The 19,691-nt window shown below is 59.9% G+C and carries 18 protein-coding genes; 8 read left to right on the top strand and 10 right to left on the bottom strand.

Features of this window, described 5'->3' with window-relative positions; genetic code table 11:
* Window positions 1–2 precede the first annotated feature (2 nt).
* The 4 genes from ACP7E6_RS11100 to ACP7E6_RS11085 form a co-directional block, all read right to left on the bottom strand.
* Window positions 3–1,652 carry a cisplatin damage response ATP-dependent DNA ligase gene (locus tag ACP7E6_RS11100; protein ID WP_426229828.1) on the bottom strand — a complete coding sequence of 550 codons (1,650 nt, stop codon included), beginning with the start codon at window positions 1,650–1,652 and terminating at the stop codon, window positions 3–5.
* Between the two features lie 3 nt (window positions 1,653–1,655).
* Entirely contained in the window at window positions 1,656–2,666 is a 1,011-nt protein-coding gene (locus ACP7E6_RS11095; protein WP_426229942.1) for a ligase-associated DNA damage response exonuclease, read from the bottom strand.
* A 60-nt stretch (window positions 2,667–2,726) separates the two neighbouring features.
* Window positions 2,727–3,686 (bottom strand): nucleoside hydrolase, encoded by a 960-nt coding sequence (locus ACP7E6_RS11090; RefSeq protein ID WP_426229827.1) that lies wholly within the window; start codon window positions 3,684–3,686, stop codon window positions 2,727–2,729.
* Window positions 3,687–3,780: 94 nt separating this feature from the next.
* Window positions 3,781–5,016: an NAD(P)/FAD-dependent oxidoreductase gene (locus ACP7E6_RS11085; RefSeq protein ID WP_426229826.1), complete on the bottom strand. Its 1,236-nt coding sequence runs from the start codon at window positions 5,014–5,016 to the stop codon at window positions 3,781–3,783.
* Window positions 5,017–5,294: 278 nt separating this feature from the next.
* Here ACP7E6_RS11085 and ACP7E6_RS11080 point away from each other — a divergent pair, with 278 nt between their 5' ends.
* Window positions 5,295–6,185: a hypothetical protein gene (locus ACP7E6_RS11080; RefSeq protein WP_426229825.1), complete on the top strand. Its 891-nt coding sequence runs from the start codon at window positions 5,295–5,297 to the stop codon at window positions 6,183–6,185.
* Window positions 6,186–6,214: 29 nt separating this feature from the next.
* Here ACP7E6_RS11080 and ACP7E6_RS11075 read toward each other — a convergent pair whose 3' ends face one another.
* The 3 genes from ACP7E6_RS11075 to gltX form a co-directional block, all read right to left on the bottom strand.
* On the bottom strand, window positions 6,215–6,388 hold the full coding sequence (locus tag ACP7E6_RS11075) for a DUF1328 domain-containing protein (RefSeq protein ID WP_037100293.1): 174 nt from the start codon (window positions 6,386–6,388) through the stop codon (window positions 6,215–6,217).
* A gap of 112 nt (window positions 6,389–6,500) precedes the next feature.
* On the bottom strand, window positions 6,501–7,994 hold the full coding sequence (lysS, locus tag ACP7E6_RS11070; protein WP_426229824.1) for a lysine--tRNA ligase: 1,494 nt from the start codon (window positions 7,992–7,994) through the stop codon (window positions 6,501–6,503).
* Window positions 7,995–8,185: 191 nt separating this feature from the next.
* Complete coding sequence (gene gltX, locus ACP7E6_RS11065) at window positions 8,186–9,643, bottom strand: glutamate--tRNA ligase (protein WP_426229823.1); 1,458 nt, start codon at window positions 9,641–9,643, stop codon at window positions 8,186–8,188.
* 280 nt (window positions 9,644–9,923) lie between these two features.
* On the opposite strand from gltX, the gene ACP7E6_RS11060 reads away from it, so the two are divergent.
* From ACP7E6_RS11060 to ACP7E6_RS11050, 3 genes are all read left to right on the top strand, one after another.
* A complete protein-coding gene (locus tag ACP7E6_RS11060; RefSeq protein ID WP_426229822.1) occupies window positions 9,924–10,271 on the top strand; it encodes an ArsR/SmtB family transcription factor in 348 nt (115 codons plus the stop codon).
* Window positions 10,255–10,743, top strand: coding sequence for an SRPBCC family protein (locus ACP7E6_RS11055; RefSeq protein ID WP_426229821.1), 489 nt, complete (start codon window positions 10,255–10,257; stop codon window positions 10,741–10,743). Before ACP7E6_RS11060 ends, ACP7E6_RS11055 begins: the two co-directional genes overlap by 17 nt.
* 81 nt (window positions 10,744–10,824) lie before the next feature.
* Window positions 10,825–11,361 carry an SRPBCC family protein gene (locus ACP7E6_RS11050; protein ID WP_426229820.1) on the top strand — a complete coding sequence of 179 codons (537 nt, stop codon included), beginning with the start codon at window positions 10,825–10,827 and terminating at the stop codon, window positions 11,359–11,361.
* A gap of 299 nt (window positions 11,362–11,660) precedes the next feature.
* On the opposite strand, the gene ACP7E6_RS11045 is transcribed toward ACP7E6_RS11050, so the two are convergent.
* The 3 genes from ACP7E6_RS11045 to ACP7E6_RS11035 form a co-directional block, all read right to left on the bottom strand.
* On the bottom strand, window positions 11,661–12,410 hold the full coding sequence (locus ACP7E6_RS11045; protein WP_426229819.1) for a TerC family protein: 750 nt from the start codon (window positions 12,408–12,410) through the stop codon (window positions 11,661–11,663).
* 148 nt (window positions 12,411–12,558) lie between these two features.
* Window positions 12,559–13,398 (bottom strand): AraC family transcriptional regulator, encoded by an 840-nt coding sequence (locus tag ACP7E6_RS11040; RefSeq protein ID WP_426229818.1) that lies wholly within the window; start codon window positions 13,396–13,398, stop codon window positions 12,559–12,561.
* Between the two features lie 107 nt (window positions 13,399–13,505).
* On the bottom strand, window positions 13,506–14,204 hold the full coding sequence (locus tag ACP7E6_RS11035) for a TetR/AcrR family transcriptional regulator (RefSeq protein WP_426229817.1): 699 nt from the start codon (window positions 14,202–14,204) through the stop codon (window positions 13,506–13,508).
* Window positions 14,205–14,338: 134 nt separating this feature from the next.
* Here ACP7E6_RS11035 and ACP7E6_RS11030 point away from each other — a divergent pair, with 134 nt between their 5' ends.
* From ACP7E6_RS11030 to ACP7E6_RS11015, 4 genes are all read left to right on the top strand, one after another.
* Window positions 14,339–15,562: an HlyD family secretion protein gene (locus tag ACP7E6_RS11030; RefSeq protein ID WP_426229816.1), complete on the top strand. Its 1,224-nt coding sequence runs from the start codon at window positions 14,339–14,341 to the stop codon at window positions 15,560–15,562.
* A gap of 145 nt (window positions 15,563–15,707) precedes the next feature.
* On the top strand, window positions 15,708–17,300 hold the full coding sequence (locus tag ACP7E6_RS11025; RefSeq protein ID WP_426229815.1) for a DHA2 family efflux MFS transporter permease subunit: 1,593 nt from the start codon (window positions 15,708–15,710) through the stop codon (window positions 17,298–17,300).
* 98 nt (window positions 17,301–17,398) lie between these two features.
* Window positions 17,399–18,517: a metallophosphoesterase gene (locus ACP7E6_RS11020; RefSeq protein ID WP_426229814.1), complete on the top strand. Its 1,119-nt coding sequence runs from the start codon at window positions 17,399–17,401 to the stop codon at window positions 18,515–18,517.
* Between the two features lie 103 nt (window positions 18,518–18,620).
* Window positions 18,621–19,691 (top strand): LacI family DNA-binding transcriptional regulator, encoded by a 1,071-nt coding sequence (locus tag ACP7E6_RS11015; protein ID WP_426229813.1) that lies wholly within the window; start codon window positions 18,621–18,623, stop codon window positions 19,689–19,691.

Below are 19,691 nucleotides of genomic sequence, written 5' to 3'. Positions count from 1 at the left end.
TTCTAGATTGGTTCCGCCGGCTCCGGCAAATTGCTTTCAGGCGCGGCGATCATTGCAAGCAGCGTCTCCAGCCGGTCGGCATCGCGCGGCAGTTTGTCGGTTCGCAGCCGCGAGATGCGCGGAAAGCGCATGGCAACGCCGGATTTGTGCCGGCTGGAAAAGTTGATGCCCTCGAACGCGACCTCGACGACGAAACCGTGATCGGCTTCCGCCCGGATAGAGCGCACCGGGCCGAAACGCTCGATGGTGTTGTTGCGCACGTAGCGATCCAGCACCTCAAGCTCCGCGTCGGTAAAGCCGAAATAGGCCTTGCCGACAGGGACCAGGACGTCCTTGCCATCGCTGGTTGTCCAGACCCCGAAGGTGAAGTCGGAATAGTAGCTCGATCGTTTGCCGTGACCGCGTTGGGCATACATCAGCACCGCATCGACATTATAGGGCTCGCGCTTCCATTTGAACCAAGGACCCTTCGAGCGCCCTGATGTATAGGGCGAATCCAGACGTTTCAGCATGATCCCTTCGATCACCGGATCCGGTGGGTCTTTGCGCAGGCGGTCAAGTTCTTCCCAGCTGGAAAAGGGGACGAGCGGCGAGAGATCGAAATGCGATGGGGCGGCCGTTTCGATCAGGGCGGAAAGAGCGGCGCGCCGGGTCAGGAAGTTATCCGGGCGCATATCCCGGTCACCGGAAAACAACAGGTCGTAACCACGGATGAAGGCTGGATAGTCGTCCAGCATCTTCCGCGTTACCGTCTTGCGGTTCAGCCGCTGCTGCAGATCGGAAAATGTCCGCGTCGCGCGATTGGTGCGCATGGTGCCGCCGACGAGAAGCTCGCCATCGATGATGCCTTCGAAATTCGCCGCTTCGAGGATGTCTGGAAAGGCACCGGAAATGTCGTCGCCGCTGCGAGAATAGAGCCGCCGCGTGCCGGCCAGATTGGCAAGCTGGACGCGAATGCCGTCCCATTTCCATTCCGCGGCAAAGTCTTTCGGATCGAGCGCAGCAAGATCATTGTCGCCGACCGGCGTTGCCAGCATCACCGCATGAAACACTGCGGGCATATCCAGTTCCGGCTTGGGCGCTTTTCCATCCAGCCATTCGAACAAGGACAAATAGGGGGGCGACAGGCCATGCCAGAGCGTTTCGATCTCGGTGACATCGACGGTACCCATATCGGCAAGGGCCTGTTTCACCAGCCGCGCCGAGACGCCGATGCGCAGCCCGCCAGTGACGAGCTTGAGGAAGGCAAACCGGCTCGATCCCTCCAGTTGATCAAGCAGATCGCGCACCAAGCCATGCACATTGGCCCGCCCCGCCGTTTCCAGCTGGTGCATGACGGCACCGAGCGACAGGTCTCTGGCCGTTGTCTGGCTGTCTGCCGGCGGTTCCCAGACCAGCGAGATGGTTTCGGCAAGGTCGCCGACATAATCGTAGGAATAGCGGAACAGCACCTCGTCCATGCGCTCCAGCACCAGTTGCCGCAGCACATTCGGCTTCACGGTCTTGAGCGTCAGCGTGCCGGCGATGGCGGCGAGCGCATAGCCGCGGTCCGGATCGGGGGCGCTGCGAAAATAATCCGTCATCAGCTTGATCTTGGCGTTGCGCTGCGGGGTAAGAACCTGACGGTCGAGCAGTTCCGCGAAGGCGCGCATTTGCTATTCTCCCTCGTCGTCGTAGCCGACCAGATGCAGCGGCCGGGCGGCGATTCCCTGCAGCTCGCACCAGCGCACCAGTGCTTCTTCACGGCCGTGCGTAACCCAGACCTCGCCTGGCTTGATCTCATTGATCGTTTCGATCAGTTCCGGCCAGTCGCAGTGATCCGAGATGATGATCGGCAATTCGACGCCGCGTTGCTTGGCGCGCTGGCGCACCATCATCCAGCCGGAGGCGAAGATCGGAATGGGATCGGGAAAGCGTCTTGCCCATTTGTCGGCAAAGGCGGAAGGTGGACCAACGACGACGGCACCGGCGAAGGATTGTTTGTCTTTCGCATCAACCGTGGCGGGCCGGAGATCACCCAGCGCGATGCCTTCGCTTTCATAATAGTCGCAGAGCCTTGCAAGAGCGCCGTGAATGAAAATCGGCGCGTCGTAACCCGCTTCACGCATCAGTGCGATGATCCGTTGCGCCTTGCCAAGGGCATAGGCGCCGACCAGATGGGCGCGCTCGGGGAATTGGCTGAGCGAGGTCAACAGTTTGGCAATCTCGCCGCGATCGTCCGGATGGTGAAACACCGGCAGGCCGAAGGTTGCCTCGGTGATGAACACATCGCAGGGCACAGGTTCGAAAGACAGGCAGGTCGGATCGCGGCGGCGCTTGTAGTCGCCCGAGACGACGATGCGGATGCCGCCCGCTTCAACGGCGATCTGCGCGGATCCGAGCACATGGCCGGCCGGGTGAAAGCTGACGGTGACATCGCCGATCGTGGTTCGTGCGCCGAGCATCGCCTCCTGCGTGCTGACGCAGAATGTGTCGCCATAGCGAATACGCATGATGTCGAGCGTCGCGCGCGTCGCCATCACATGGCTATGGCCGGAGCGCGCATGATCGGCGTGGCCATGGGTGATCAAGGCCCGTTCGACGGGCTGGACGGGATCGATATAGAAGCCGCCCTTCTCGCAAAAGAGACCCCTGGGCGTCGGGTAGAGCAGCGTTTCCGGTTTCATGGAGACGAAGATAGCTGGCAATTGCGCAACTGCCAGCTATCACAGCGAATTTTTAACGGCTCAGGCTGCGGGGCTCTGTCCCAGCGTCTTTGAGATCAGCTCAAGCACGCCCTGAGCATCCACGTCGATGCAGATGTTCTGGCTGGGCAGATTGTCCCAATCGCTCGGCGGGAAGATGTGATCGTCGGCCTTCTGGATGGTCTGACCATCGGCAATGCCGCCGCAGACGACGCGGATCGCACCGCTGCGCAACGTGAAGAGTTCGGGCGCCACGACATAGACGCAGGCGCAGCTGTCATGCACCACCATGCCGTCATCGACATGCTGCTCGTAGAACTCGATGTAGAACTGCGAAATGTCCGACAAAAGCTTTGCCCGCTTGCCGCCGCTCGCAGCGATCGCAGCCAGCCTGCTGCGTGTCATCACCGTTTTCTCGGTGACGTCGAGACCGACGACGACGACGGGCCAAGGGGCCGTCATCACCGCGTCAGCTGCTTCCGGATCGCCATGGATATTGGCTTCGGCCGCCGGCGTGATGTTGCCGCGCATGTCGAACGCGCCACCCATGATGACGACGTCCTTGACCAGAACCGCGATGTCAGGATCGTCCCGAAGCGCAAGCGCCAGATTGGTCATACGGCCAACGGCGACGATGGTCACTTCACCGGGATTTGCACGAACGGTGTCGATGATGAAGCGATGGGCCGGGCGCGGATCGCAGGCGAGATCGACCGTTTCCGGAACGCCGATATTGCCAAGACCGTCATCGCCATGGATGAAGGTCGGCCAGCCGACATGGGCGCGCGAAGGGTCGAGCGTCTCGCCAAGCCCTTTGGCAACCGGGGCCGCGATATCCCACTGCTGCTTCAGATAGAGCGCGTTGCGGGTCGTCGTCTCGATCGACGCATTGCCGAAAACGGTGGTGATGCCGATCAGGTCGATATCCGGGTGATTGTGCAGGAACAACAGGGCCATCGCGTCATCGACGCCGGGGTCCGTATCAAAAATTACCTTATGCATGATGTGTTCTTTTCGTTGAATGGAAGGCTGTCGCGGTTTTCCGAGTTGAATTCGGCCCGGCTGTGAAAGTCAACCGCGCCGATGTCGCTTGTCATTACTGAAACCGCTGAATGCTGAAGGATTGGAGATCGGGTTGATCGCCATGATCCAGAAGTGCTGCCACCTTTTTTCCGGTGATTGCCGACAGCGTCAGGCCGAGATGGCCGTGGCCGAAGGCGAGTGCGATGCGCGGATCGTGCGGGCAGAGGCCGATGACCGGTACGGAATCCGGCGTGGACGGCCGCCGGCCCATCCATTCGCTGCCGCCGGTCTCCGGCAGGCTCGGCACATAGCGGCGCATCTTCTGGCGCATTGCGGCGGACCGGGCAAAGTTTGCCGGTGCGTCCGGCTTGGCAAGCTCCACCGCACCGCCGACCCGAAGGGCGTTTTTCAGCGGGGTGGCAACGAAGCCGTGTTCGGCGAAGAAGACCGGCAATTCCAGTGTCACCTGTGAATTGATGAAGGTGGTGTTGTAGCCGCGTTCGCTTTCCAGAAGAACCTTGAGACCAAGACCGCGCACCAGCGTCCGCGACCAGACGCCGGCCGATATCACCGCCTTGTCGAAGGTTTGGGGGGATTGCCCGCGGCTCATGAACGTGATGCCGTTGGTCTCCTGGCGAACATTTTCCACCTGTGCATCGACGAGCGTTCCGCGTTCGCGCACATAGGCCTGCAGATGCCGGAGCAGGGCGAGTGGATCGAGAAAGGTCTGGTAACCGGCGGAAAAGACCCCACCGGCAAAGCTTCCCTCAAGAGCCGGTACCCGCGACCGTGCCTGCGCGGCATCGAGTTTTTCGACCGCATAGCCGAGCAGAGCTGCATTGCCGCTCTCATGACGGAACGCGGCATCGACAGCCTTTTCAGTATCGAAAATGGTCAGCGCACCACTGGGTTTCATGTGCCCGGATAGTCCGGCCATGCGGGCAAGGTCTTCGTGGGCACCGAGAGCCTCGCGCATAAGGCCGAGCAGGGCCGTTCGCGAGCGCTCCACCCGCGCAGGCGTGGCGGCCATCAGCAGGTTGATGAGCCAAGGCGTGAGAGCCGGTAGGTCCTGCCATCGCAGGGTCAAGGGTCCGAGCGGATCGAGCAGCCATTTCGGCGCCGACAACAGCATGTCGGGCCGTGCCAGCGGATCGATCTCGGGAACGGCGAGGATGCCGGCGTTGCCGACGGATGCGGGCAGCCCGCCGATGTCCTTTTCGAATACGGTGACATCATGCCCCTGTTCGATCAGGTGAACGGCGGTGGCGCATCCGATGATGCCTGCCCCTGCGATACCAATGCGCGCCATGATGTCGGATATGTCCCTGTTTCGAGCCGGAAGGTGTGAGCACCGGTTTTAGCGGTGCGCCAGCCAAGAGCAACTGATTTTGCGGACTGAAATCGACCAAAGTTTCAAATCGGGGCAAATCGGCCGTTGGGCGGCAAGAAACCGCCAGGACGCTTAAACTTTCCGAAACGTGGCCACGATAGGGTGGGGGCTCGATCAAAAGGCGGGGGGCGTTCCTGCATCCGCGCATGGCGCGGCGGGGGCCGGGAGTTGAAGCTGATGACGGAACAGCGCACGTGATGTCGGTCTTTAAAAAGATACGTCTCCCCCGCAAGGTGATGTTCGTCATTACCGGCATTCTCGTGCTGTCGGGTGCGTCCGGCGCCTATGCTGTCTATTCCGGCAAGGAAACCTTTCTCGGCATGGTTGGGCCGCAAAAGCCCTCAATTTCGGGGCTTGCCTGCACCACGCTCGAGACGCTGAAGATGCGCCGCAACGGTCAGCGCTGGATCCGCAAGTATGTAAGCACGGAATCTGCCGGTGGCGTCGATCGCGTCCGCACTGCGTTGCGCATTGCCGGCCTGCTGGCCAAGGAAGAGCAGGCCGATCTCTATCAGGTCGTGGTGCTCGATGCCGCCGGGCCTTCGGATCGTGCCGGCCGTCGCGGCGCTGCTATCGGTGCCCAGGTGCTGTATGCGCCTGATCCGTCCAAGCTGCCGGGAATGAGCACGCCCTTCGTTGCCCGCTACACGGACGCCAAGGCAAATAGCGTCGGTCTCTTCTATGGCCGCGAAATCGCCCTCGCGACGGAGGACGTCAAGACCACGCTGACGGCGATGGACGACAAATCGGATTGTTTCGATCCGGTTGCCGCCGCTGCCGCAGCAGAGCCGGGCGCTACCGGATCAAAGAGCGGCAGCCATGGCGAAGCAGCAGCTGCGCCCGCGCATGGAGAAGAAGCGGAAAGTGACGAGGTGCCTGCCGCTCACGCCGAGGGTGCTGCGGCACCGGAACATGGTACTGAAGCTGCGACGGAGCAGAGCCCGCCAAAGCCCGAAAAAAAGGGTTTCTTCGGCTCCATGCTGGCCATGGTTATGGGCGGTGATAGCGGAGAGCCGTCGAGCCCATCTGTTGAACCCACAACGGAAAATCCCGCCGAGAGCCCCCTGGAAAAACCAGCGGGACACTGACGGGACTGGGATACTATCGTTCGTCCCGATCAGACGATGGCGTTGCCGGCGATGACGGCGAGAACCACGAAAATCAGGAAGATGATCACGGCGATGGCAAACAGCACACGCGCGATCGTCGCGGTTGCGGCTGAAACGCCGGAAAAACCAAGAAAACCGGTAATCAGCGAGATAACCAGGAAAATAAGCGCCCATTTCAGCATGGAGGGGTCCTTTTAAATTCTGCCGACATAGACGCGCAGGACCTGGAAAAGTTCCATCAGCTCATGGGAATACGCCATCCTGTTTCCAGGATGACGCGTTCTTGGTTTTATCTCAGTCCGCCTTGTTGCGGCGGGCCGGGAAGAGGATGATATCGCGGATCGACGGCGCGTTGGTCAAGAGCATGATCAGTCGGTCGACGCCGATGCCGAGGCCACCGGCCGGCGGCATGCCCTGGTCGATCGCATCGAGGAATTCGTCGTCCAGCTGCTTGTCCTTTTCGCCGCGGGCATGGGCCTGTTCCAGCTGTTCGACCATGCGCTTGCGCTGCTCTTCCGGATCGTTGAGCTCCGAAAACGCATTGCCCAGTTCCCAGGCGTTGCAATAGGTCTCGAAACGCTCGACCAAGCGCGGTTCGCCCGGCACTTCCTTGGCAAACGGCGAGATGTCCTTCGGAAAATGCGTCACGTGCGACGGCTGGATCAGCGTGCCCTCGACTTTTTCTTCAAAGATGAAGGCCAGGCATTCGCCCCAGGTCCAGTCCTTTTCGACTGCAAAGCCGGCAGCCTTGGCGGCGGTGCGGGCTTCTTCATCGGTTTTCATGGCGATGAAGTCGAGGCCGGTCGCTTCCTTGACGGCATCGGGCATGGGCACGCGCTTGAACGGACCCTTGAAGGAGATTTCCTTGTCGCCGAACATGAATTCGGTGGTGCCGTGGATCGATAGTGCGAGTGTCGAGAAAAGCCGCTCGACGAGGTCCATGATGTCCTCGTAGTCGGCATAGGCCCAGTAGCATTCCATCATGGTGAATTCGGGATTGTGCCGGGTGGAGACGCCTTCGTTGCGGAAGTTGCGGTTGATCTCAAATACTTTGTCGGTGAGGCCCGAAACCAGCGTGCGCTTCAAGAACAGTTCCGGCGCGATGCGCAGGTACATGTCGAGCTTCAGCGTGTTGTGATGTGTCTTGAACGGCTCGGCTGTTGCGCCGCCATAGACCGAATGCAGCATCGGCGTTTCGACTTCCATGAAGCCGTCGTCTTCCATGAAGCGGCGGATACCGGAAACGATCTTCGAGCGCTGCTGGAAGCGGAGCTTGGAGTCCTCGTTGGTCATGATGTCGAGATGGCGCTTGCGATAGCGTTGCTCGATGTCGGACAGGCCATGCCACTTCTCCGGCATCGGCAGCAGCGACTTGGTCAGCATGGTGATTTCTTGTGCGTTGATCGACAGTTCGCCGCGCTTGGTACGCCGGACCACGCCGGTGACGCCGATGATGTCGCCGATATCGATCAGCGGCAGCAGCGCGCGGGCGTCTTCCGGTGTCGTGTCCTTGTGGGAAAAGATCTGAATCTTGCCGCCGGCGTCATGGATGTCCATGAACATGCCGGAATTGCGCGAGGAGTAGACGCGTCCGGCAACTGTCACGACATCGTCCGTCACCACATCCGCTTCCAGGCTTTCGTATTTGCTGGCCAGTTCCGCATTGGTGATGGTGCGGTGGAAATGCGCCGGATAGACGTCGCCGATCTTTTCGCGCAGCATTTTCAGCTTCTGGGCGCGCACTTCGGTGACGTCGGAGGAGAGGGCGGTTTCGGTCTTTTCGGTCATAGGGCTCGCCTTATCAATGCGGCATATCTTGAAATTGTGTCATTCGCAGCCGGTGCGGCGTGCCTGGTCTAACCCTCCCCCTTGTGGGGAGGGTCGGAGCGCAGCGGAGGGGAGGAGTTCTTTCTTTTCTTGAAAGGAAAATCCCCTCCCCAACCCTCCCCACAAGGGGGAGGGAGTTTACCGCGCAAGCGTTATTTTCCGCTGCCAGCCATCGAGGCCGCAACCTGGCCGGCGACCTTCAGGCGCTGGCGCACGACCGAGCGGCCGAGGATGGCCATCGAGTCGAACAGCGGCAGCGAGCGGGTCGAGCCGGAAACGGCGACGAACAGCGGCGCGACGATGACCTTGAGCTTCTTGCCCATGCGATCGGCGATGGCGCGCAGTTCGGCTTCGATCGCCTCAACGTTCCATTCGAGGATCTTTTCCAGGTCCGGCTGGACCGTGTTGAAGATCTCGACCAGTTCTTCCGGGCTCGATTTGACCTTGGCGAAAGATGCGGCGTCAAGCGCGAGGTCGGATTTGAAAAGGAAGCCTGCCAAATCCGGCAGTTCGCCGAGCTTGGAGATGCGCGACTGCGAGAGCTTGAGGCCCTGCTTGATCCGGTCGTTTTCCATCGCCCAGGCAAGAACGCGGGCGGCGAACTCGTCTTCGCTCAAGCCTTCGCGCAGCCAGCGGCCGTTCAGCCAGTCGAGCTTCTGCACATCGAAGATCGCGCCGGCCTTGGACAGGTTGGCCGGGTCGAATTTCTCCGCCAGCTGTTCCATGGTCAGCAATTCCTCGCCTTCGGCAATCTGCACGAAGAATAGGCCGAGGAAGTTCATCAGCGCTTCCGGCAGGTAGCCGAGGGCCGAGTAATAAGAGATCGACGTCGGGTTCTTGCGCTTCGACAGCTTCGACTTGTCGGCGTTGCGCATCAGCGAGAGATGCATGAACACCGGCGGCTCGAGGCCGAGATACTGGTAGATCAGGATGTGCTTCGGTACCGAGGACAGCCATTCCTCGCCGCGCGCCACATGGCTGATCTTCATCAGATGGTCGTCGACGACGTTGGCCATATGATAGGTCGGCATGCCGTCGGCCTTCAGCAGAACCTGCATATCGACCGCATCCCACGGGATATCGACTTCGCCGTAGACGCCATCGACGAACTTGCAGGAGCCTTCGGTCGGGATTTTCATGCGCACGACGGTTGGTTCGCCGGCATCCATGCGTGTCGTGACTTCCTCTGCCGACAGCGTCAGGCACCGGCCGTCATATTTCGGCGGCTTGCCGGCGGCGCGCTGCGCTTCCCGCATTTCGGCCAGCCGTTCTGGCGTGCAGAAGCAGCGGAAGCCGTGACCGTTGGAAACGATCTTTTCGACGAAGGGGAGGTAGGTGTCCTTACGGTCGCTCTGGCGGTAGGGGCCGTAGGGGCCGCCGATATCCGGGCCTTCCGACCATTTCAGGCCACACCATTTCAGCGCGTCCAGAACCTTGGTCTCGAATTCCGGCGTCGAACGGGTCGCGTCGGTGTCTTCGATACGCAGGATGAACTCGCCACCCATCTTCTGCGCGAAGAGATAGTTGAACAACGCAATGTATGCGGTGCCGACATGGGGTTCGCCGGTGGGGGAAGGTGCAATGCGCACCCGGACTGGTCTGTCTGTCATGATCCTGGCCCGTGCTTTACGTGCTTTCGGCCTTCCGCCGGAAAGGAGACGTCCGGATGTGAAGGCGCATGCTTTTAAGGGAAGGAAATGCCCGATCGATGCCTGAAACGGCGGAAAATATCGGAAATTCCGTATGGCTGGCGTGAGACCATATTCAAAAGGGCGCGTCAAGGAAAACTGCGTTTGCGGCGGCGGCGACGGTGTTCTGAGGGACCGTTGACAAATGATCCGATTTTATTTATTTAACTCTAAAGTTAATTAAATTTATGGTTTAATACAAATGACCCAGGATCAACTCAGCACAACTCTTTCGGCGCTCGCCGATCCGACGCGGCGGGCTATCCTGGCGCGGCTCGCCTTGGGCGAGGCGTCGGTCAATGAATTGGCCGAACCTTTCGCAATGAGCCTGCCTGCCGTTTCCAAGCATCTGAAAGTGCTGGAAAAGGCCGGCCTGATCAGTCGTGGGCGTGAGGCGCAGTGGCGCCCTTGCAAACTGGAAGCGGGGCCGTTGAAGGACCTCAATGCTTGGCTCGATAACTACCGGCAATTTTGGGAGGAGAGTTTGGACAAGCTCGACCTCTACCTGCAAAAACTTCAAGAGGGAGATGGAAATGCACGCAAGAGCTGACGTTGTCCCGGCAGGCAAGGCCAACCTTGTGCTGACGCGGACATTCAATGCCCCGGCAGCATTGGTCTACAAGGTCTGGACCGACCCGTATCATCTGGCTCAGTGGTGGGGTCCGCACAACTTTACCAATCCCGTCTGCGAGGTCGATCTGAGGCCCGGCGGCGTCATTCGTATCCATATGAAAGGGCCGGACGGGCAGATGTATCCGTCGAACGGTACCTTCAAGGAAATCGTCGAGAACGAGCGTCTGGTCTTTACCAGCACCTATGACAGCGAAGACGGCGTCACGATGCTCGAAGCGCTGAATACGGTGACATTCACCGAGACGGACGGCAAGACCGTTCTGACCCTGCATGCGCAGGTGCTGAGAGCGACGGAAGCCGTGTTGCCTGCGCTCGACGGCATGGAAGAAGGCTGGAGCCAGAGCCTCGAAAAGCTCGCCGACGTCATCGCTGCCGCTTCCAACGCCTGAAATTTATCGGACCCAAATTCCCCTGAAGTGCGCGTCAGCCTCTTCAGGGGCCTTATTCCCATACGCAACAGGAACCCGACTATGCTGAAAATTCTGCTGATTATCCTTGCCGTCATCGTCGTACTTGTGCTCGGCGCCGTCGTCTTTGCCGCGACAAAACCCGATACATTCCATGTCGAACGCAGCGCCATTATCAATGCACCACCGGAAAAGATCTTTCCGCTGATCAACGATTTCAACCAGTGGCAGGCATGGTCGCCCTACGAAAAGAAGGACCCGGCGATGAAGCGCACGTTTGAAGGCGCGACCAGCGGCCAGGGCGCCGTATACAATTGGGATGGTAATAAGGATGTCGGCGCTGGCCGGATGGAAATCACCGAAGCGAGGCCGTCATCCAAGGTTGAGATCAAGCTCGATTTCGTTCGTCCGTTCGAAGGTCACAACGTCGCAACGTTCACGCTCTCGCCGGCGGCACAAGGCACAACGGTGACCTGGGCAATGGATGGGCCGAGCCCGCTGATTGCCAAGGTGATGGGTCTGTTCTTCAACATGGACACGATGATCGGCGACGATTTTGCCAAGGGGCTCGAAAATCTGAAGGCTCTCGCCGAGAAGTAAGGCTTCAAATTGGGAACCAAACCCGGTTAGGACCGTTTTCGTCCCGAGGAGTGCGGGGCGGTGCCAACCGGACTTGAGGGAGATGGAGAACGCAGAGATTTTTCTGGTTTCTTTCTGCGGCCAACGAAACGGCAGTCGAGCTTCTTACCCCTTCCGCCTCGTATCCTCACCAAGCGCAATGTCGAATCGCCCCGGGGCCCCGTCCCCGGGGCTTTTTGATGTCGTTCCCATCGTATAAAAAAGGGAGCGCAGCCGGACGGTTGCGCTCCCTCGTCGATCTAAACCAGACCAAAGCCCGATTAGAGCTTGGCTGCCTTGTCCCTCTGCCGCTTGCGGCGCGACAGCATGTTGAGCACCTCAACCAGTGCCGAGAAGGCCATGGCCGCGTAGACATAGCCCTTTGGAACATGGAAGCCCATGCCTTCGGCGATCAGCGTCGTGCCGATCATCAGGAGGAAGCCAAGCGCCAGCATGACGATGGTTGGGTTCTTTTCGATGAAGCGGGCGAGCGGCCCGGCTGCCACCAGCATGACGGTCACTGCGAAGATGACCGAAATGATCATGATCGGAAGGTGCGGGGTCATGCCGACGGCCGTGATGATGCTGTCGATCGAGAAGACGAGGTCGAGGACCAGGATCTGGCCGATGGCGGCAGCGAAAGTGGTCGTACCCGCCTTGGCAAGCGCATCCTCTTCGTGATCGACGGGATCGACGGTGTGATGGATTTCCTTGGTTGCCTTCCAGACGAGGAACAGGCCGCCGGCGATCAGAATCATGTCCTTCCAGGAATAGCCATGTCCGAAGAGCTCAAACACCGGTTCGGTCAACTGGACAATCCAGGCGACGGTTCCGAGCAGTGCCAGGCGCATGACCAGTGCCAGACCGATGCCGATGCGGCGGGCCCTTTCGCGGTGTTCCGGCGGCAGTTTGTTGGTCAGGATCGAAATGAAGATGAGGTTGTCGATGCCGAGCACGACTTCCATTACGATCAGGGTGATCAGGGCAATCCAGGCAGTCGGATCTTGCATCAGAAGCAGAATATCCTGCATCGGCGGTGGTTCCTTCCTCGATGGTCAAGGTACATATACGGGAACCCGCGCAGCCGGTGGGCAGCGCGGGTTTAATTGATAATCCTTATGTATGTGGAAAACGCGACAAGGCAAGCGCTAGAGGGCGCTCAAATGGGCCGCGATACCGTTAACTCTTCACCGGAAGCCAGATTTCCGTCAGCCCCATGCCCGTCCTTGGATCGAACCGCTCGTCGTAACGCTCCATCAGGTCCGGGAGCCCGGCATGGCTGTAGCCGGACGAGGGCAGCCAATCGGTAAAGATCGCATGGCAGGTTGCCTGGATGCCGGAAATGTGGCCGCGATGCGCGAAGATCGCGTAGGTCTGGGCGGGAAGCTTGAGGTTTTCAAAACCCTCGGGTAATGCATCAGTGTCGCGAACCTCGACGGCGGTCATGTATTGAAAGCTGCCGTCCTGTCCCTCTTCCTGTGTGCAGATCCCATACGCAGCATTGCCGATCTGTCTGGAAATACTGCCGTCATGGGCGTTGAACCGTTGCCATTGCGAGGGAATGCCGGCGTTGCCACCGTAAGTGTAGGTCTGCTGCAGGCCTGCCATCAGCATGGGTGGCGTGGTTTGAAATCGCGGTTCGTTGAGTTTGGGAAGTGGTGCGGTGTTCATGCGGATAGGCTCCATAAGATCGAGATCGCCAAGATGCCCCCTGTTGCGAACCTCTTCCGGCGTCACGCCGAAATGGTCGCGAAAGGCACGTGTGAAGGCCTCATGCGAGCTGTAGCCCGCATCGAGAGCGACCGCGAGAATGCTGGATGCGCCCTCGGCAAGGGACAGAGCTGCGGCACTGAGACGCCGTGCCCTGATATAACCACTGATCGAAAATCCCGTCGTCAGGCCAAAGACACGGGACAGGTGATAACGGGAAAGCCCCGCCGTCTCCGCAATATCCTCCAGTGAAATATCCCCGGCGTAGTGGCTTTCTATAAACCACAGCGCCTTGCCGATCGCATTCATCCAACCTCCCGCAGCAAACCGATATGATCTTAGCGCCGATCAGGCAGCTTAACTTGATCGCAGTTGCGCGATTGATGCCATCCTCCTGTTTGCAAGGTCAGCGGTCGTCAGGCCGTTCCTGTCTGCCGTGTTGCGTAGGCAGCCATGAAAACGCGCACGGCGCCGCAAATCACCCGGTCGATTTCCTCCAGCGGCGGGGCGGATTCCATGGTTCCGAACAGGCGAAGCTTGAAGAAGCCGCCACTTGAGAGATCGAGAAACTGGCCTGCCGCCAGATCGAGATCATCGATCTTCAGACTGCCGATATCAACCTGGTGCGCCAGGAATTCCTGCAGGACCGACCGCAGGTTTTCCGGTCCCTTGAAGAAGCGCTTGCACAGATCCGGCATACGATCGCGGACGCCGAGAACGGTGCGCATCGCGGTGATCACCTTTTCGTCGGTCATATGCGAAACGAAGCTGACGCCGAACTTGTAAAGGCCGGTTTCGGCATCCTCGTGCGCGGCCAAAACCGTGCGAACCGCCGCCAGGAAAAGAGCCCGCTCCTTTTCGATCATCGCCGAAAACAGGTCTTCCTTGTTCTGGAAGTAGACGTAGATCGTGCCCTTGGAAACGCCTGCTTCCCGGGTGATGTCATTCATGCTGGCGGCATCGAAGCCAACGCTCATGAACACACGTTTTGCGCCCTCGATGATCTGCTCGCGCTTTGCCGGATCTTCGCCGGCGGCGCGGCGGCCGGACAAGGCCTCGCCCGGACAATCTAGTGTATCCGTTGTTTCTGTCAATTGCTCGTTACCTTCGGACATTTTTGTCTCATTGTTAACTTTTCGAACCGAACGGTTCGATTTGACTTGATAAGTGAGTGTTTTCGCATTAAGTCAAATCGAACTGAACGGTTCGGTTCGGTTCGAATTTCTCATATCATGGCTGGTAGTGCAATATGTCAGTTTCAAGCAAATCCGGTGCTGCCCATGTCCGCCCCGTCGGCGACGACTTCAAGGCGCCCGCCGAACAAGTCGAGGCTCCCGAAGCCAAGCACGTGACGGAGCCCGTCGCTGAACAGCAGGCTGCTCCGCAGGTTGCCGCCGCCGCCGAGACACCCGCTCCCAAGCGCCGCAAGCTGGTGTTTCCCATTATCGCCATCGCCGCGCTCGCCGCCGGCGGCTGGTATGGTTACGACTGGTGGACCAACGGCCGCTTCATGATCTCGACCGACGACGCTTATATCGAAGGCGATATCGCGTCGATCTCTCCAAAGGTTTCCGGCTATATCGAGAAGGTCAACGTCGTTGCCAACCAGCACGTCAAGGCCGGCGACCCGCTGATCACGCTCGACAAGGAAGATTACCGCATTGCTGCCGATCAGGCGCAGGCTCAGATCGATACGGAAAAACTGTCGCTGCAGCGTTTCGACGCGCAGATCGCTGGTGCCAAGGCCAGCGTCCAGCAGGCAGAAGCACAGAAAACCGCCCTTGAGGCGACCGTCCGAGGTGCTGAAACCACGTTGAAACGTGCGAGCGACCTCCAGTCAAAGGCAGTCGGTACGGTCGCCTCGCTCGATGATGCAACGGTGGCGCTCGATCAAGCCAAGGCAAACCTGATTGGCGGCGATGCGCAGATCGCCACGGCGAATGCCAACATCGCCGTGCTGGTTGCCCAGCGCGCCGAGGCTGAAAGCACGATCCGGTCGCTGGAACTCGCCCGCGACAAGGCGCAGCGCGACCTGGGCTTCACGGTTTTGAAGGCGCCTTACGATGGTGTGATCGGCAATCTGGCCGTTCAGGATGGCGACCTCGTGTCCGCCGGTCAGCGTCTGGCGGCTTTGGTGCCGACCGATCAGCTCTATATCGACGCCAATTTCAAGGAAACGCAGATCGCCCATATGGTTCCTGGCTCGAAGGTCAGCATCCATGTGGATGCCTTCGATGAGGCGCCGATCGTCGGCACCGTGCAGTCGATCTCGCCGGCCTCCGGTTCGGTGTTCTCGTTGCTGCCGGCTGAAAACGCCACGGGCAATTTCACCAAGGTGATCCAGCGCGTTCCGGTCCGCATCGTCTTCCCCCAAGAGGTGCTGGACAGCGGCCGTCTTCGCGCCGGCCTGAGCGTCGTCGTCGATGTCGATACCCGCACGGCTCCGAAGCAGGATACCGCTGCGGTCAAGTGATCCGTATGCCGCGCCGTCATGGCGCGGCCTCAACGGTTGAGTAGATGTCCCGGGCCGAGGCGCCTGGACCCTGTGATGCACCAGTTTTCATGACCATGATGGCTCCCACGTTCGTCTGAACGCGGTCACGCCAGGAGCAACGCCGATGGCTGCCACTGCAACAGCGGGTACGATGCCGCTTCCTGCCGCCCGCGCGGAAGAGAAGATGGATCCGAAACGGCTGATCGCCTTTTTCGCGATGGTCTTCGGCATGTTCATGTCGATCCTCGACATTCAGATCGTCTCGGCCTCGCTGGCCGAAATTCAGGCCGGTCTGTCCGCCGGCTCCGACGAGGTCGCCTGGGTGCAGACGGCCTATCTGATCGCCGAAGTCATCATGATCCCGCTGTCGGGCACGCTCGCCCGGATCGTTTCGACACGGGTGCTGTTCTCGGTGTCGGCTGCTGGCTTTACGATCGCCAGCGCCCTTGCGGCGACAGCCACCAATATCGACCAGATGATCGTCTACCGGGTGCTGCAAGGCTTTATCGGCGGCGGCATGATCCCATCCGTCTTTGCGGCCGCATTCACGATCTTTCCGCCCTCCAAGCGCAGTATCGTCTCGCCGATCATCGGTCTGGTCGCGACACTGGCGCCAACCATCGGCCCGACCGTCGGCGGCTATCTTAGCCACGCCTTCTCGTGGCACTGGCTGTTCCTCGTCAATATTATTCCCGGCATCATCGTCACCATCGTGACCTGGAATTTCATCGATTTCGACAAGCCGGAACTCAGCCTGTTCAAGAAGTTCGACTGGTGGGGGCTGCTGTCGATGGCGGTCTTCCTCGGTGCGCTGGAATACGTGCTGGAAGAAGGCAACAAGAACGACTGGTTCAGCGACGAATATATCTTCATCGGTGCGGTCGCATCCGCGATCGGTGCTTTGGTCTTCTTCTATCGAGCGTTCAAGGTCGATTTTCCGATCGTCGATTTAAGGGCCTTCTCCAATCGAAACTTTGCCTTCGGCTCGCTGTTCTCCTTCGTCATGGGCATCGGCCTCTACGGCCTGACCTACATCTATCCGCTCTATCTCGGCCGGATCCGCGGCTACGATTCGCTGATGATCGGCGAGACGATGTTCGTGTCGGGTCTGGCGATGTTCTGCACGGCGCCGATTGCCGGCAGGCTCTCCACCAAGCTCGATCCACGCGTGATGATGGCGATCGGCTTCGCCAGCTTCGCATCCGGTACCTGGCTGATGAGCTCTCTGACGGCCGACTGGGATTTTTATGAGCTGCTGGTGCCGCAGATCCTGCGCGGTTTCGGGTTGATGATGTGCATGGTGCCGATCAACAACGTCGCGCTCGGCACGTTGTCGCCCGCCCGTATTCGAGGTGCTTCCGGGCTGTTCAACCTGACGCGTAATCTGGGCGGCGCCGTTGGTCTCGCCGCGATCAACACCATTTTGACCCAGCGCCAGGAGGAGCATTACGCCCGCCTGCAGGAGCATGTGCAGTGGGGCAACCCTGAAGCCATGGACCAGCTGAACAACATGATCGCCAAGTACAATTCGCATGGCCTCGACGGCGCGACCATCGCCATCCAGAAGCTGTCCGGGATCGTCACTCAGCAGGCGATGGTCATGTCGTTCATCGATGTGTTCCTGATCCTCACCGGCCTGTTCGGCGCCCTGGTCTTTTGCGCTTTCCTGATCCAGAAGCCGCAACCTGTGCCAACGGGAGCCGGCGGCGGACACTAGCCGTTAAGACCGCTGCGTATCCGACCTGTACGCCGCAGCTTTGATCAGCCAGAATGCCCTGAAGGCAAAACTTCGGGGCATTCCGCATGACAGGTCATATGTTTCCTCGGCTTCCCAGGCGTTCGTTTCTCGCCAACCTTCTTAGCCTCGGTGTCGTGTCATCGGTTGGTCCGGCATTCGCGGCCACCACAAAGACGGCGTGGCCTCCGACCGACGCAACATTTCTGTTCACGGCCGATGTTCACACATGCCTCATCTCCGGCGGCGTGCTTAGTCCCAACTGTGCGCAGGAGGGCAAGACCGATGCCAATCTTTTGCGGCATGTGGCGGCTTTGAACCGCATCACGGAGTTTGACTGGCCAACGCAGATCGGTGGTGTGGCCACAGGGCTTGCGGGGGCCGGGCAGAAGATCGCCACGCCGCTGGGGCTCGTCATCGGGGGGGATATGACCGATGACGGCGGCGGGCAGGTGAAAGTCCCCAGCGAAGGTCATCAGCTGCTACAATTTAACAGCCGCTATCAGCAAGGTACTGGCTCGGACCGGGTGCATTTCCCGGTCTATAACGGCCTTGGCAATCATGATCTCGATCAGGACGGAGCGCCGCCGCATAGCGACTGGTATCGCCGCGAACTGCGCGACTATGTCGAACTCAATCATCGCCAGACGGTGTTCTACAAGCCGCCGGTGGCAGTTGCCAATTACGATATCGATTCCGACAATTATTCCTGGGACTGGGGCGGCCTGCATCTGGTGCAACTCCAGCGCTTCGGCGGCGATACCAGCAAGGGTGCGATCAGCGGCCTGGACTGGTTGAAACAGGACCTCGCCAATTCGGCTGCCGATGGCCGGCCGGTGGTGCTGTTCCAGCATTATGGCTGGGATCCTTTCTCGCTGGAGAAATGGGATCCGGCCAAGATGACCTTCAATGACGAGGGCTCCGGCCACGCCCATTGGTGGGGCGAGGAAGAGCGCTCGGCATTGCTGGGCGCACTCAAGGGCTACAACGTCGTTGGTCTGTTCCACGGCCACGAACACGATACGCCGATGATCTACAATCAGGATGGTCTCGACCTGTTCAAGCCGACCGCCACCTTCAAGGGCGGCTTTGCAGCCGTTCACATTACCAATCATTATATGGATGTGGTCATTGCCGAGGCGCAGGGAACAGAGGGGAACGTGAATTTCCTCAAAGCTTTCAGCAAACCATTGGCCTGATCCGGGGAGCGGAGGACGACGGGCAGCAAGGGGCGGAGACTGGCTTGAATTTTCTGATTTACGTACATCAGGTTTTCCTCTAAGGCTTTTTTCCGGAGGAAACATGCGCCCGACAGTTCACGATATTGCCGCTGCAGCAGGGGTCAGCCTTGCAACCGTCGACCGCGTTTTGAACCAGCGCGCCGGGGTCCGCACCGTCACGCGTGAAAGGGTCGAGCAGGCGATCGAGCGTATCGGCTATGTCCGCGACGTGGCCGCCGCAAACCTGGCCAAGAGCCGCGTCTACCCCTTCACCTTCATCCTGCCCTCCGGCGACAATTCCTTCATGCGCGGGCTGGAGGCGCAGGTGCGCGCTGCGATTGGCCGCTCCGCTGTCGAGCGCACCGATATTTCCATCGTTACCGTCCCGGCGTTTAACGCCGAAGCCTTGGTCGCAGCGCTGGATGAGGCTCGTGCGGTATCTCCGGCGGGTGTCGCCGTCGTTGCAATCGATTCCCCGCATGTCGTGGCCGCCGTTGATCGCCTCTCGGCCGCGCGTATCCCCGTCGTTACGCTGGTCTCGGATCTTGCCGGCTCCGCCCGCGATCATTTCGCCGGGATCGACAATATTGCCGCGGGCCGTACAGCAGCCAGCCTGATGGGACGTTTTCTCGGCGGCCGTTCCGGACCGGTTGCGGTGCTGGCCGGTTCGATGCTGGTGCGCGACCATCGCGAACGGCTTGACGGCTTCCGGGCAGTGATGAGGGAGAATTTTGGCGGGCACGCTCTATTGCCTGTCATCGAAGGGCAGGACGATCCTGACCTTGTGGAGAGACTGGTCGGCGAAGCGCTTGCCGCAGCGCCTGAAATTGCCGGAATCTACAGCCTTGGCGCCGGTAATCGCGGCCTCATCTCTGCTTTGAAACGGCGAAAGAATGCGGCTCCGGTCTGTGTCATCGCCCATGAACTGACGCAGCATACGCGGGCAGCGTTAAACGAAGGATTGATCGATGTCATTCTCAATCAAGATGCCGGGCATGAGGTGCGTAGCGCTGTCCGCGTGCTGAAAGCCAAGGCCGACGGCGTTGCCGTGATCGGTGCACAGGAGCGCATCCGCCTCGACATTTTTCTCAAGGACAACCTGCCCTTCGAGCAGGACAGCAACCAAGCGCCCGAACGGGGCAGGCAAGACTAG

Source organism: Pararhizobium sp. DWP3-4, from assembly GCF_049898205.1.
Classification (GTDB): Bacteria; Pseudomonadota; Alphaproteobacteria; order Rhizobiales; family Rhizobiaceae; genus Pararhizobium.
Note: the sequence above shows the minus strand (reverse complement) of the source record. Positions and strands in the feature narration are given on the sequence as shown.